At 39.9% G+C, this 14,586-nt stretch carries 11 protein-coding genes; all 11 read left to right on the forward strand.

What is annotated here, in order from left to right; all coding sequences use genetic code 11:
• Nucleotides 1–17 precede the first annotated feature (17 nt).
• The 11 genes from ACE1BR_RS21670 to ACE1BR_RS21720 all read left to right on the forward strand — a co-directional run bounded on the left by ACE1BR_RS21670 (nucleotide 18) and on the right by ACE1BR_RS21720 (nucleotide 14,350).
• Nucleotides 18–989 carry a glycosyltransferase family 2 protein gene (locus tag ACE1BR_RS21670; RefSeq protein WP_374873933.1) on the forward strand — a complete coding sequence of 324 codons (972 nt, stop codon included), beginning with the start codon at nucleotides 18–20 and terminating at the stop codon, nucleotides 987–989.
• A complete protein-coding gene (gene glf, locus ACE1BR_RS21675) occupies nucleotides 986–2,143 on the forward strand; it encodes a UDP-galactopyranose mutase (RefSeq protein WP_374873935.1) in 1,158 nt (385 codons plus the stop codon). Before ACE1BR_RS21670 ends, glf begins: the two co-directional genes overlap by 4 nt.
• A 3-nt stretch (nucleotides 2,144–2,146) precedes the next feature.
• Nucleotides 2,147–3,211 (forward strand): GDP-mannose 4,6-dehydratase, encoded by a 1,065-nt coding sequence (gene gmd / locus ACE1BR_RS21680; protein ID WP_374873937.1) that lies wholly within the window; start codon nucleotides 2,147–2,149, stop codon nucleotides 3,209–3,211.
• A gap of 3 nt (nucleotides 3,212–3,214) precedes the next feature.
• Nucleotides 3,215–5,047, forward strand: coding sequence for a B12-binding domain-containing radical SAM protein (locus ACE1BR_RS21685; RefSeq protein ID WP_374873939.1), 1,833 nt, complete (start codon nucleotides 3,215–3,217; stop codon nucleotides 5,045–5,047).
• Nucleotides 5,044–6,948, forward strand: coding sequence for a glycosyltransferase (locus ACE1BR_RS21690; RefSeq protein WP_374873941.1), 1,905 nt, complete (start codon nucleotides 5,044–5,046; stop codon nucleotides 6,946–6,948). The genes ACE1BR_RS21685 and ACE1BR_RS21690 overlap by 4 nt, the downstream gene beginning before the upstream one ends.
• On the forward strand, nucleotides 6,945–7,790 hold the full coding sequence (locus ACE1BR_RS21695) for an SDR family oxidoreductase (protein WP_374873943.1): 846 nt from the start codon (nucleotides 6,945–6,947) through the stop codon (nucleotides 7,788–7,790). The genes ACE1BR_RS21690 and ACE1BR_RS21695 overlap by 4 nt, the downstream gene beginning before the upstream one ends.
• Nucleotides 7,787–8,143 (forward strand): cupin domain-containing protein, encoded by a 357-nt coding sequence (locus tag ACE1BR_RS21700; RefSeq protein WP_374873945.1) that lies wholly within the window; start codon nucleotides 7,787–7,789, stop codon nucleotides 8,141–8,143. The genes ACE1BR_RS21695 and ACE1BR_RS21700 overlap by 4 nt, the downstream gene beginning before the upstream one ends.
• 38 nt (nucleotides 8,144–8,181) lie before the next feature.
• On the forward strand, nucleotides 8,182–10,020 hold the full coding sequence (locus ACE1BR_RS21705; protein ID WP_374873947.1) for a B12-binding domain-containing radical SAM protein: 1,839 nt from the start codon (nucleotides 8,182–8,184) through the stop codon (nucleotides 10,018–10,020).
• Between the two features lies 1 nt (nucleotide 10,021).
• The gene (locus ACE1BR_RS21710; protein ID WP_374873949.1) at nucleotides 10,022–11,962 is read left to right on the forward strand and encodes a glycosyltransferase; all 1,941 of its coding nucleotides are present in this window, start codon (nucleotides 10,022–10,024) and stop codon (nucleotides 11,960–11,962) included.
• A 114-nt stretch (nucleotides 11,963–12,076) separates the two neighbouring features.
• Nucleotides 12,077–13,258, forward strand: a complete 1,182-nt coding sequence (locus ACE1BR_RS21715) for a class I SAM-dependent methyltransferase (RefSeq protein WP_374873951.1) — start codon at nucleotides 12,077–12,079, stop codon at nucleotides 13,256–13,258.
• 36 nt (nucleotides 13,259–13,294) lie between these two features.
• Nucleotides 13,295–14,350 carry a class I SAM-dependent methyltransferase gene (locus ACE1BR_RS21720; RefSeq protein WP_374873953.1) on the forward strand — a complete coding sequence of 352 codons (1,056 nt, stop codon included), beginning with the start codon at nucleotides 13,295–13,297 and terminating at the stop codon, nucleotides 14,348–14,350.
• Nucleotides 14,351–14,586: the final 236 nt, after the last annotated feature.

The following is a 14,586-nucleotide window of genomic DNA, read 5'->3' on the forward strand; positions in this document are numbered from 1 at the left end:
AAACTCTGGGTTTCCTTATGAAAATCAGCGTACTGGTGCCGGTATACAACCTCGGGCGCTTCATTGAACCTTGCCTGCTTAGCCTGCTGGAACAAAAAACGGATTTCGAATTCGAGGTGATCGCCATTGATGACGGCTCGAGCGATGACTCCTGGGCCATTATGCAGCGGTTGGTGTCACAGTGGCCTCGGCTACGGGCACTACAAAACGCGCAAAATATGGGGCTGGCCAAAACCCAGAAACGCTTGTTGAGAGAGGCGAACGGCGAATATATCGCCTATGTCGACGGGGATGATCTTGCTCTGCCGGGCAAGCTGCAGCGTCAGGCCGATTATCTGGACGCGCACCCCGGTTGCACCCTTTGCTACCACGAAGCGGAGATGTTTGATGATGAGACCGATGCGCGCATCAAACTCTTCACCCGCGATTATTACAGTGCTCGCCATCTCGAAGCCGTGATGACGCGAGAAGCGCTTATCCGCTTCGGGGTATTCGTCAATGCCAGCTCTATCATGTTCCGCCGTTATGAGGGGATGACAAATGCCATCGATGAAGAGTGCAAGATCATTCTCGATTACCCATGGCATATCCTGAATCTCTCCCTCAATCCGGGGACGTTGGATTTTATCCCCGAGCTACTGGGGCGTTATCGCTTCCATACCCAAAGCTTTGGCGGGCAAACCCGCAAATCGGCAGAGCGTCGTGAACAGTCGCTGCACGATCTGCTGCGTGCCTGTGACAATGCCGCTGTGTTCGGCGCGGATCCCGTGATAGTTGCGCAAGGTCGTTCTCATCACTACTACTCCGCTGCGCTCTATTTTTTGCGGCAGGATGATGTCGTACGCTTCACGCAGCTCATCGAGCAGTCGGCGGCAGAGGTAGTAGAGCTGGCGCCTGGTTGGTTTTTCGACGAGCGGCATCAACTGGCGTGGGAGCAGCGGGCCCATCCCGCCCGGGTCATGCAACAACTGTTTGGAGACGCGGTGTGAGTTATCAGGCAATCGTCATTGGCGCTGGGCTTTCGGGCGCCGTCATGGCTGAACGCATGGCCAGTCAGCTTGGCTGGAAGGTGCTGGTATTGGAACAGCGCGCTCATATCGGGGGCAACTGCTTCGACGAGTATGACGAGCATGGAGTGCTGATCCATCGCTATGGACCGCACCTCTTCCATACCGACAACAAGGAGGTCTGGGATTACCTGTCGCAGTTCACCGAGTGGCTGCCTTACGAGCATCGGGTGCTGTCACGTATCGATGGGCAACTGGTGCCCATACCGTTCAACCTGACCAGCATCGAGCGTTGTTTCCCAGCAGACAAAGCCGCTGCCATGATCGATGCCCTGCGCACCCGGTTCGGGGATGGTGCCAGAGTACCTATTCTGGAGCTGCGCAAGGAGCAGGATCCCCTGCTGGGTGAACTGGCGGATTTCATTTATCAGAAGGCTTTCGTCAACTACACCAGCAAACAGTGGGGAGTTGCACCTGACCAGATCTCCCCCGAGGTGACGGCGCGGGTTCCCGTGGTGGTCAGTCGGGATGATCGCTACTTCACCGACCCCTGGCAGGCGGTGCCGACTGAAGGTTATACCTCCATGTTTGAGCGCATGCTCGCACACCCGCTGATTGACGTGCGGCTGTCGACCCCCATGGCGCAGCGTGTCTCGTTGGATTGGGAGAAGAAAGTAATTTTGTTGGATGGGCATGTTTTTAACGGTCCAGTCATTTATACCGGTATGATTGATGCACTTATTCCGGACAATCCCGAGCCACTACCATATCGCTCATTACGTTTTGAGCATCAGCATATTAAGCAAGCACAATTCCAACCGGTGGCGACGGTCAACTATCCCAATGAAGAGCTGTTTACGCGTATTACCGAGTTTAAATATCTGACTGGACAGATGAAACCAGATACCAGTATTGTTACTGAGTATCCATGTGATTATCTTTCTGAATATGGTCTGGAGCCTTATTATCCCGTGCTACAAGACTCCACGGTGAATCGATATCTACTATATAAAGATACCCTAGAGAAAATTAAAAATTTATTTCTCCTTGGTAGATTAGCTGAATACAAGTACTTTGATATGGACGATATTGTCACTAATAGTTTGGAAAAATTCAGGATTTTCGATAGAGGATAATAAATGAAGACCGCTTTGATTATTGGTGTGACTGGTCAAGATGGCTCATACCTTGCCGAGTTTTTGATCGGTAAGGGGTATATTGTTCATGGCGTCAAACGCCGTACCTCGATGTTTAACACTGGAAGAATTGAACACCTGTATCAGGATATCCATGTTCGAGACAGACAGTTTCATCTCCATCATGGTGATATTACCGACTCCAGCAATATGTTGCGTTTGATCCAGCAAATTCAGCCGGATGAAATCTATAATTTGGCTGCTCAGAGTCATGTTGCGGTGTCTTTCGAACAACCTGAATATACGGCGAATGTCGACGCCTTGGGGCCTTTGCGTATTCTTGAGGCTATCCGAATTTTAGGGCTGCAGAATAAAACAAGGTTTTATCAAGCCTCCACATCAGAACTATATGGATTGGTTCAAACTATTCCGCAAAATGAGAACACACCTTTTTATCCCCGGTCTCCTTATGGTGTGGCAAAGCTATATGCATACTGGATTACGATAAACTATCGTGAGGCATATGGCATCTATGCATGTAATGGTATATTGTTTAATCATGAATCTAGTCGGCGTGGTGAAACCTTCGTAACCAGAAAAATAACCCGTGGTTTATCTCGAATTAAAGTAGGATTGGATGAAAGATTATATCTTGGCAATCTTGATTCTCTAAGAGACTGGGGACATGCCAAAGATTATGTCGAAATGCAATGGCTTATGTTGCAGCAAGACAAGCCAGAGGACTATGTAATAGCCACAGGACAGCAACACAGTGTCAGAGAGTTTGTTGTACGCTGCGCCAAAAAACTCGGAATGAATATCGAATGGCGTGGGCAAGGTGTTGATGAAAAAGGTTATGATCAGAATGGTCGGTGCATTGTAGAAGTTGACCCATTTTATTTTAGACCGACAGAAGTTGAAACATTGTTGGGGGATGCATCAAAAGCTCGCAAAGAGTTAGGTTGGGAGCCATCAATAACTTTTGAAGAGATGGTGGATGAAATGATTGAGCACGATCTCATTGAAGCTAAGCAGACACTACTCTTGCAAACAACGACACTGGACTAAATCATGAAAATCTTTCTGAGCAATCCTCCTTGGTATCATAAACCGACTACGGAAGCACCTGGTTGGCATGGTGTGCGCGCAGGTTCTCGTTGGCCTCATACATTTCCGTACTATTCGCATACAGATGAAAACGGCACTATTTCTGAACTGCGAAATAGCTACAAACCATTTCCATTCTGGTTGGCAACAGCGACCAGTATGTTGAATGAACTACCCGGTTTTGAGGTCGAATTAAGAGACTCGATCGCTCTGTCAGAAAGCTACACGGCATTCTATGATGCATTTTGTGCATCTCATCCAGATATTCTTGTCTTGGAGACTGCATCAGCAACATTGGATCACGACCTAGAGGTCATCGCGCAGCTCAGGGAATTTAACTCTGATTTAACCGTAGTTTTGACCGGTTTGCATATTGAGCTGGACTCTCCAGATTTTTTAAAAAAACACGTAAGCATTGATTACATCGTTTATGGTGAATATGAGCTATCATTAGTTAGCCTTCTTGAGGCATTAAGAGATAAAAAAACACTTTCGGACGTTCCTGGTTTATTATATCGAAATGATGATGGTTCTGTTATAAAAAATTCATTTAGCGTAGGAAAATCAGTGGCTGATTTCCCTTGGCCTTATCGGGATCCCGTGGTCGCCCTTGCCTATAATGACACCGCAAGTGGCCTCCCAATGCCACAACTGCAGATCATGGCTACCCGTGGTTGTCCATATGGTTGTATATTTTGCATTTGGCCGCAGATGTTCTATCGCAGCGGTAAGTATAGAAAACGTACCGTTGAAGATGTGGTCGATGAAATTGAGCACAACATGAAAACGGGCCACTATGCAAGCTTTTATCTGGATGATGACACATTCAATATAAACAGCAGATTTGTTATTGAGCTTTCCCAAGAAATCAAGAAGAGAGGGTTGAATAATTATCCGTGGGGTGCGATGGGACGGGCCGATTTGATTGACCAAGTCCAGGTCGACGCATTGAAGGAAGCCGGGTTATATAGTGTAAAATACGGTGTGGAATCAGCAGATCAAACCGTATTGAATAGTTCTGGTAAGCACATTGATATTAATAAAGTGATTCGTGGCATTGAGTTGACTCATAATGCAGGTATAAAGGTTCATCTAACTTTTACCATCGGACTTCCAAATGACACGCATGATACAATAAATCAGACAATTGACCTTGCATGTTCGCTACCTTGTGAGTCAGTACAGTTTTCCATAGCGACACCTTATCCAGGAACCAGTATGTATGACATATATAAGGATAAGGACTGGTTAGTGTCTGACAAATGGTCTGACTATGTAGGTTCAACCAAGGCGGTTAGTAAGACGGATACGTTGACACCTGAGGATTTGGAGCATTATCAAAAGCTCGCAATGTCACTCTACGCAGAGGCAGATGCACGGCGTAAAGTGACGGATGATAAATTTATTGTTAATTTAAAAGAGCGCCTGGCGGTTATTGGTAATGATGGACGTCCCATATTATTATTTCAGTCTGCTCGTGTGTCATTTACCAAAGCACTTCTGACTACCTTGTTAAACCTTGGCCACAATGTACATGTATTATGCCATGAGCGCTTCTGTGATGAATTTAGAGCTCTCATTAAGGATAGCCAGTTACATTCATTCTCTAAATCGAGCAACTTTGACTTTATACAATTAAAAGACCTCTGTGAAAATCTTAGTGGTCACTTTTGTGGTGCATTAATTCCCTATAGTCACCGGTTCGGTTCAGGTTATGCTGAGGTAGAGAAAATGGCTCTCGTTGCAACAGGGAAGATAATAGCAGGTGTAAATTTGGATGGAGAATTTATAAAGTGAGCCACCCAATACTTGTTGTTGGCGCATTTGACTATCCTTACATAAATAATCATTGGCTTGAGCCATTAAGTATAATATCTAACGAAAATCTCATATCAGTTGATGTTAACGTATTGCTTTCTATTTTATCTACAGAAGATGTTGAAAAATATCTAAAGAAGATAATTAAAGAATTTGAAGTGCGATATGTTTTTTTCTATCATGATCTCATCTTTGCAGATCTGAGTGATAGTTTCTTTTCGGAAATAAAAGAAACCACTAAAGTTATTACATTCTACGCCGACGATGAGCCACCAGTATGGTTTCAAAGGAATGTTCGCTTTGATCATCATTATTCATATATAGCTACGCATTCCGCTTCAGCTATCGAAAAAAGAAAGGAGCAGTTTCCTGAACAGGAATGCTATTATCTTCCTTGGGGATTTAATCCTCGCATCATAAAATATGACATGAGCGAAGATAAGCATCAGTACAATTATGATGTGATATTTATTGGCCGTAACAAAGATTCGCTAGGGAGCGGCTTATATAGAGAAGATGGTGCAATCCGGGACCAATTATTACAGGCAATTGCCAATGCGGCTAAACATCATGGATGGCGATTTGCGATTTTTGGCTTTGGGTGGGAAAACCACCCAACCTTGGCTCCTTGGTATGCTCGCCAGATTTCGGATGATGAATATCAAAAAGTACTGGCATCGTCACGCATAGCCTTCAATCCTGGTTATGCGTGGGATGGTCAGTCATTAAAGCCTCAAGTAAAACTACGCCATTTTGAAGTTGCAGCTAACGGATATGCAATACAGCTGACTAATGAGAATGCCGAGCTTGGTACTCTTTTTGAGGAGAATAAGGAAATAGTATTCTATGATAAAGCTGCTGACTTAGTTGAAAAGATAAAATATTGGTTAGATAAACCGCAAAAGTGTGCCAGTCTTGCAAATTTAGCTAAGAATAAAGCTTTTAAACAACACACAATTGATAGTCGACTTCGTGATTTAATGAATAGCTGTAAAGTGACCACGCCAGTCTATAATAACGTTAACAAGATTGAAAAAATAGCTTTTAATGAAAACATTGAGCTTTTAACAGAGAACCTTGAGGCATCAACGGCTGAATATATTTATATCTGTCCGAAAGGAACTGACGTTCGTATTCCCAACGTGCCGGCATCGCACGCTGTTGTGGAGAGGCCAGAGATAGTCGACTGCGAGCTATTTTCCTATGGGTATAGCAAGCTACGAGATCCTGTACAGCCTCGCAGGGAAGAAATATATGCTTGCCACGTATCAAAAGGCGAGTTTGTAGGAAATATTACTCCTGGTTTAATGAGAATTATTGGTGGTGAATTAAGCCAGTCACTTAAAATGCCACTCCATACCAGTTTGATTCACCGCGAAACATTGTTGGAATGTATCTGTGATACTGACAGTATTCATGCATTAAATATTAAGCTAGCTTCTTTAGGTAATAGGAGTAGCTTGAATACGATGCTGATTATGAGGTTTGACTCATGGTTGTGTGGTGAATTTGGGGTAAATACAGTCAATCCTTTATATTGGCTTCTTGATCGTGTATCAGAACGTTGCATATATGAAAAAAAGAAACTAATTGTGTATGGTGTTAGAGGTGATCTGGCTGAGTCAGCAATTTCGTATCTGAAAACGTCAAAAGGAATAGATTCGCTGATTCTTGTTGATAATGCTCTTAGGGGAAGTTGTCTTCCGATAGGCGATATATATGGCCATGATGATATTTCCTCTACAAAAGACATGATTGTACTCATTTGTGCAGCTATTTCTGGACCAGAAATTATGGAAAAATGTGTATCACTAGATAAAAGTGTGAAACTCTTACCTCTCTATGATCCTTTCTTCCCTGCTTGGGGTTCATTTAAATGAGCAGAACAATATGGGTAACTGGTGCCTCTGGTTATATTGGTAGGTATCTAGTTGATGCTTTTTCTAACAGTAAAGGCTTTCATGTTATACCGATCGGTGGTCGCTCCAGCCAACTTAATTGGTCCGGGGACTTAACATCTAATAGTTTTGTATGTCAATTAATTACAAGCAATGGTATCCCAGACATTATTATACATTGTGCAGGGAATAAGAATGTTAAGTGGTTAGAGTCAAATAAAAAACAGGCGCGAACAGATAATGCTGAAATGGTAGTGAATCTTTGTCGTTTAGTTCCTTTTGCTCATTTTATATTCATTAGCACTGATCATGTTTTTGATGGAGTACAAGGGTTTTACAGAGAGAGTCACCGACCAAATCCTAATACTATATATGGAAAAAGTAAGTATTTAGCAGAGCGATATCTGAGGCTATATAGTAAAAAGGCAACCATAGTTAGAACGTCAGCGGTATTTGACCGATATGCAGCATTTCCTGCGATGTTATTAAGTGCTTGGTCTGACAACAAAGTTGTAAGCTGTTTTAGTGACGTGTTTTATAGTCCGTTATATCTTCCATGTTTTTATGATGGACTTGCTGCCATCATAGACAAAGTTCATTTAGGTACTGTGCATCTTGGTGGTGAACGATGTTCGAGAGTAGAATTTGCCCAGAAACTAGCTAATGTTGCAGGTGTTTCACCTTCTTTAGTTGACGTTTCATGTAGTCTTTCATCGAATGATATTTACGATCTTTCTCTAGATTCGACAGCCTCATGGAATTTATTGGGTATGACAACGCCGCAACTTAGCCGTTCGCTTCTTGATATGTGGAGTATAGGATGAAGATCATTGAGTCATATATGAATCGTATAGATGCAAGGGGTGAGGTTACTGGTATATTTAGAGAATTTCCTCTTGCTGAAATAAATATGATTATAACCTTAGCTGGCCATGCAAGGGGTAATCATTACCACAAGAGTACAAACGAATTTTTTATTGTATTGTCAGGTCGATTACACTTAAAAGTAACTACACTGAAAAATGAGATTTTGTTTGATGGAGAGTTATCTGAAGGAGCAAAGTTCATTATTGAAAAAAATGAAATACATACTATAACTGCAATTAGTGATGTGGTTTGGATTAATGGTTTGGATATGAAGTTTTCTGATAGCAATCCAGATTTTCATATCATTTGATGTCATCAAATTAACTATAAATGATGAAGGTGAACATAATGCGTGTACTTTTCCTTAATATGCCTTGGTATAAGCTTCCTGAAGATGGTCGTGAAGGCTGGCGTGGTGTAAGAGCTGGTTCACGCTGGCCACACACTTTTACTGTTGATAATGCCTGCGAAAAAGATGGCGTTCTTCCTGGTCTGCTCGGCGGTTATCTGCCATTTCCATTCTGGTTGGCAACGGCTGGTGCACTTGCAAAGCAGAGAGGTTTTGAAGCATATGTCAGGGATTCGATTGCTCTGGGTGAGACTTATGATAATTTCTATGATTTTGTGAATTCATATAATGCTGATGTGATCGTTATCGAAACGGCCTCTGCTACACTGAAGCATGATATTGCGATAGCAAATAAAATTAAAAACTCACATCCATTGTGTATTATCGTATTCACCGGATTACATATTGAATTAGAGGATAAGTCATTTCTAGAACGTACACCAATTATTGACTATATTGCGTATGGCGAATATGAAGCCAGTGTGATGAAGCTGCTTGAGGTTATCCGTGATGGTGTTAGCGACCGTCTCCTGAGTGAGATACCAGGTATTCTTTTCAGAAGTGAGCTGCTTGGTGTTGTTAAAACTGAGTTTGGTGAATTGGTAGGTCTTGATTCATTGCCGTGGGCAGAGAGAGAAGATGGATTACCTGCACTAAACTATTTTGATGGTGTATGTGGGTTGCCCCGCCCACAATTACAACTCATGTCGACGCGTGGTTGCCCTTACGGATGTATATTTTGTGTTTGGCCACAAATGTTCTATAAAAGCGGGAAGTATCGTAAGCGTACTCCACAAGATGTTGTCGGTGAAATTAAGGCAAATCTGCAAAAAATTCCGTACAAGAGCTTCTATATTGATGATGATACCTTCAATATGAGTAAAGCGAGTGTAATTGCTTTGGCTAAAGCGATCACTGAAGCTGGGTTAAATACAATTCCATGGGCGACCATGGGGCGCGCGGATAGAATTGATGATGAACAATTAGATGCACTCGTAGATGCTGGGCTTTATAGTATCAAGTACGGTGTTGAATCTGCTGAGCAATCAATTCTGGATGCCTCAGAAAAATATATAGATATCAATAAAGTTATTAGCGGTATTCAAAAGACTGCAGATCGTGGTATCAAAGTCCATTTGACGTTTACCTTTGGTTTACCTGGTGACACGATAGAGACTATTGAGAAAACAATTGATCTCGCATGTGAACTTCCTTGTGACACTGTACAGTTCTCCATTGCGACACCTTACCCTGGTACTCGTATGTACGAAATGTATAAAGAGGCTGGATGGTTGCAGAGTGAAAATTGGGAGGATTATGTCGGATCTACAAAAGCTGTATCTAGAACAGAAAATTTTACAGGTGAACAGCTAGAGTTTTATATAAGTGAAGCCTATCGTAGATTTAACATATCAAAGCAGAATAAAATATTTAGTAAGTGTGCATATGGAAAAAAATTAAATAATGAACTCCTTTCTAGAAACATTAGCAAGGATTCAGACATTATTGTTCTACAATGTGCAAACATATATTTCACCAAGCATTTAATTAAAGAGCTAAATAGCTCTGGTTGGAATGTAAAAGTATTTACGCATGAGCGTTTCATGGAGGATTTGTTGGAAGTGATGAATGGTGAACATATCTCAGTTTTCAATAATGTAAAACATTTTGACTTTGAGAAACTTCATGCTTCTTTTTGTCGCTTGTTGAGCGACAGCACAATGATTATTGCCCCTTGCTCTAACTCTGATGGGGTTGGTTATGATGAGGTCCGTAAAATAATGGCGCTTGGCTCATTGCCATCTATTATGTTTAGCATTGATGGGAATGTAATTTGATATGAGCATAATATTGGTAATAGGCGCATTCAATATTGAGTATATACATAGTAGTTGTAGGGCTCCTTTTAAAGATATATTAGGCGATTCTTGCATTACTCTTAATGCATTGCCTCTTTCTTACTACTTAGGCCGTTATGAATTAGAAAAATACATTATAGATATTGTTGTGAATGGCAAAATAAGCCATGTGTATGTTTATCATGATTGGATAAAAGATATCTTTTCTGAATCATTTTGGATTCAACTTAAAAATAGAGTGGCTGTATCTGCCTTTTACCCTGATGATGAGCCTGGCATATGGATGAATCTTAATATAAGCAACTACGATCATCACTACACTAACATTTATACTCATTCAGCTAAGGCTTATCAGTTTAGAATCAACAAGGGATATGAAAACATTTATTATATGCCATGGGGATTTAATGAGAAATTTATATCACCGCCAAATCCTGATTGCGGTCACGACATTGTCTTTGTTGGAAAAAATAAGTTATCAAAAGAGAGTGGGACTAACTGTGAGGATGGTCTTCTAAGGGATGAGTTGTTGTGTATTTGTGCTGAATTGGCAAAAGTAGAGAATCTTGATTTCGCAATATATGGCTATGGATGGACTGAACATCCTATATTAGGGATGTTCTCTCGTGGCCCATTAAACCTAGATGAATTCAGTAGTGTATATGGTAATGCAAAGGTTGTTTTTAATCCAGGATGGGCTCCTGAGAGTATAGAGCCTCAGGTTAAGCTGCGCCATTTTGAGGTATTTGGAACAGGTGGTAGGCAACTGACGAATTATAATCCAGAACTATACCAATGTCTTGGGGAACAGAGTACTGTTATTTATTTTAATAATAAACATGATTTTTTGGAAAAACTATTATATCTTCTCCAGAAGAATAATTATAAATATGAGATTAAAGAAAATAAACTTTTGGAACACACTGTACAAAATCGACTACACCAGTTTCTTGTAAATATTGGCTTTCAGACTAATGATGCCATAAATATAGATAGAGTTTATAATTTATGTGTTCAATCTGATTGGTCGTTTAAGATTTTGTTAGAAAATATTAAGAACTTTTTTGATAAAAATCCTGCGGTTGATTTTGTAACAGTTAATTCAATGGTAGACTCAGCCACCGTATGTATAGATAGTGGGCTTATATGCGCGACTGCTAAACCTGACAAGATAAATAATTTTGGTGTGTTATTTGATTTTTCCGAATTTCAGGATAATCCACTTCATTATTCTGATGGAAATGGAGAATTGGCCTGTGAGTTTGTAAGTAATTATGGTGATTTTCCCAGTGGTTTATTAGGTGATGTTTCTATGCCACTACATCGATATATGTTCACTGACAAAAACAATAATTCATATTTTATTGATGGCCTAGTTTTTCCTCGAGGCATAAATTATGATTATTTCATGATTTCATCATCGGCAGATATAATGAATGATTGTTCTATACATTATCCTATTGAATATAAGATAAAAAAAAATGGAGTGTTTGTAAATAAACCTATGCAAATACGGAGAAGGCTATTTGATAACTTAAGAGGCTTGTCTAAGTTAAATAAAGGAGAAAAAGTTGCAATATATGGAGTTGGTGGTGACTTAGGTCGTTCTTTGTTAAACTTCTCATCTATCTATCTGCCCAACGTGGTGATTTATCCTATTGATAACAGGTTGGCAGGAAGATATGTTGGTGAGCATTATATCTACGATAACTCTATTATTGATATGGCTTCTGTGAAAATTGTGTGTATAGCTGCAGAATCATCTGGTCATTTAATATATGAACAGTACTTTAAAATTAGGGCGGATATCAGCGTAATTCGTATGTATATGCCAGGAGAGCAGATACAATTTGATGTTCTTCATGTAATAAATAAGTATGGCAAAAATGATGCCACCCTACCTATAATTTCATCTTCGTAATATATTCTATCTTTGTGATTTTATCGTTAAAATACTTTACTGAATTACATGATATTAATGATTTATGTTAATGATATCTAGCCTTTACCTTTATTAATTGTGGAGATAAATTTTATGCACCCTAAAGTTGTAAATGCATACAATGAATTAGGATATAAAGTCCACATTGGAAATAATATGAGTTTTTCTGCTAAGATCATAGACGCTGAAGGTAATGTGTTGGATGTTGGTGGGGGGATGTGTGTAGAAGATATTTCATTTTGGGTTTTTTTAAAGAGTATCTGGACCCCCAGTAGTATGTATATTATTGGTAATGCGTTTGGTTATAGTGCTCTTAATATGGCTGCAATATTTGATGAGTCTGTTATAGATGTAATTGATGCTGAAATTGAGGGCGCTGAGAATGAAATAGGGTCTTTAATTACCAAGGCAATTGCTGATAAGCATTTCAATAAATTGAGTTTATTTAAAGGGTTCTCTCCTGAAGATATTCCTCATTGTCGCAGAGATTTAGAACAAAGATATGATTGTTGTATCGTTGATGGACTTCACAATCCAGAGCAGTTAAAGAAGGACTTTATAGGGATAAAAAAATTTCTTAATGAATCTTCGTTAGTCTATTTTCATGATGCAGGGACTTTTGATCTGTATTCTGCGGTTGAAGAATTAGCGAGTGATTTTTATTGTGAAGGGTGGAAATTTTATCGCTTGGATTTTGTTCCATTTGGCGTGGCGATATTATGCCGTGGTTTGGATATCTTGGACTCATGGCTTAGTAGTTTACTTTCACCTATATTGGAATGGCGGGCTGTACCAGCTGTTGATAATGCATTGGGTATTATAGGAAAGAGAGAGGCAATAATATATGGAGGAAATCTTTACAATCCAACGGCTAAAGAAACCATATTCTGTTCTGACTCATCAATTAATCTCTTTCGTTTGTCTCTTCTGCATTGTAAAAGTAAAAGACTATTCATTTATGGTGCCCGTGGTGTTTTGGCTGGAAAAATCATAGATTTTTTGCATGCTAATGCCATGAATTATGGTAATTATGATATTGTTTTCGTCGATAAGGCTATATCTGGTTGTAAAATAAAAGATAAGTGGGACGTAATACACCCGGATGTTTTGTGTGAAATGAATGAAGTTGATGTTCTAATTGCTGCGGAATTTTCTGGTGCCGATATACAAAAGAGTCTTATTGGTAAAATGAAATCTCTTAATTTATATCCATTGCATGATGTTCACTCTCCTGCGTGGGAGTTAATCAGAAATGCTTACCTATTAAGTATCTAATGTTTTTATTGTATTTCGCTCTATGGAGGTTGTTACATGATATATGAGCCTGCACCAAGCTTACATTCTCATTATGAGGTTAATAAAATAATTGAAATATGTCGTAATTTAAGTGAAAATAGTACTGTTGTTGAGGTTGGTACATTTTTGGGAGGGACTGCCAATCTAATTTATAATAACGTGCATGGCTCTACAAAAATATACTCAATTGATATAAATCAAGATGTTATGGAAACAAAAAGTAAACTTCATGGTAAGAATATTTGCTTTTTAAACGGCACATCTGCTTCTATAGCGTCTGGATGGGATGTTCCAATAGATTTTTTGCTTATAGATGGTGGTCACAGACTGATCGATACGTTGAGTGATTTTAATGCTTGGTCTGCAAGTCTCAATGATAAAACAATTATTGCATTTCATGACTACGATGAAACTATCGCGGGAGGCGTGTATTATATTGGTGTCAAAACTGTCGTGGATACAGTTTTGCGTAAAGGAATGCTCTACAATATAGAGCATAATACATCCCTGCTTACAGGTGTTGTAAATGTTGAACTAATGAGTCCAATAAGTCTTGATGATTTACTTGAAACGATATCTATAAACATGGTGAATATAAACTCAGCAATGGAGTATCTCTCTGATAGGCTACGGGGTTGGTTTATTAATGGTTGTCAAGAGAGGTCTTCAGTTTTATTCGAGGGGGCACCTGAATTATACTTCCCATTTAATTCTATGAATGTGCGTAAACATCCTATCTGTAATAAGTTTAATCAGCTTATTTTTACTTACATGTTTCATGAGTGGATTAAAAACCATACGAATGATGCAATAGAGATATCAGGGCGTTCAGATATTGGGCTTTATCTAGAAATGATGCTGTGGTTAGATGCCGAAAGGCGGTTGACTTATCCTAATGAATGTTCTTTTAGTGATATATTTGGCGAGAGCTTTTATCCAAAATCACTCCAGCCTTATAAATTTACCTCTATTGAGGAGCTCGGTAGATTCATAACTTTAGAGCAGGTAAGATTAAACATGCTCAGTAGAATCACAAATCCTATTTTTGATAAAATAATAAATCATTGGTAAACGGTCATAGCTTGATTTCTTTTTTACTTCGAAAGTGGTGATATCGTTAACATTGTACAGCGCTAGTTATTACTTGACACCGGCCTCAATCCGGTGTCTTGCTTATACTACCTTTAGTGGTATGTGCTTTCTTCGATATTAATTTCAGACCCTTCTTGATATGTTTTAGGGGGGGCTCCATCATCCTGCTTTGATGTGGTCGTTGTGCGTTGTTTCGGCGTTGTTAATGGGATGGT

This window comes from Aeromonas sp. MdU4, from assembly GCF_041929505.1.
Lineage (GTDB): Bacteria > Pseudomonadota > Gammaproteobacteria > Enterobacterales > Aeromonadaceae > Aeromonas.

Bases quoted from the DNA above. Each gene is read 5' to 3' on its own strand.
- ACE1BR_RS21715 (WP_374873951.1), top strand. From the start codon at position 12,077: ATGCACCCTAAAGTTGTAAATGCATACAATGAATTAGGATATAAAGTC.
- ACE1BR_RS21710 (WP_374873949.1), top strand. From the start codon at position 10,022: ATGAGCATAATATTGGTAATAGGCGCATTCAATATTGAGTATATACAT.
- ACE1BR_RS21685 (WP_374873939.1), top strand. From the start codon at position 3,215: ATGAAAATCTTTCTGAGCAATCCTCCTTGGTATCATAAACCGACTACG.
- ACE1BR_RS21695 (WP_374873943.1), top strand. From the start codon at position 6,945: ATGAGCAGAACAATATGGGTAACTGGTGCCTCTGGTTATATTGGTAGG.
- ACE1BR_RS21705 (WP_374873947.1), top strand. From the start codon at position 8,182: ATGCGTGTACTTTTCCTTAATATGCCTTGGTATAAGCTTCCTGAAGAT.
- ACE1BR_RS21720 (WP_374873953.1), top strand. From the start codon at position 13,295: ATGATATATGAGCCTGCACCAAGCTTACATTCTCATTATGAGGTTAAT.
- ACE1BR_RS21670 (WP_374873933.1), top strand. From the start codon at position 18: ATGAAAATCAGCGTACTGGTGCCGGTATACAACCTCGGGCGCTTCATT.
- ACE1BR_RS21700 (WP_374873945.1), top strand. From the start codon at position 7,787: ATGAAGATCATTGAGTCATATATGAATCGTATAGATGCAAGGGGTGAG.
- gmd (WP_374873937.1), top strand. From the start codon at position 2,147: ATGAAGACCGCTTTGATTATTGGTGTGACTGGTCAAGATGGCTCATAC.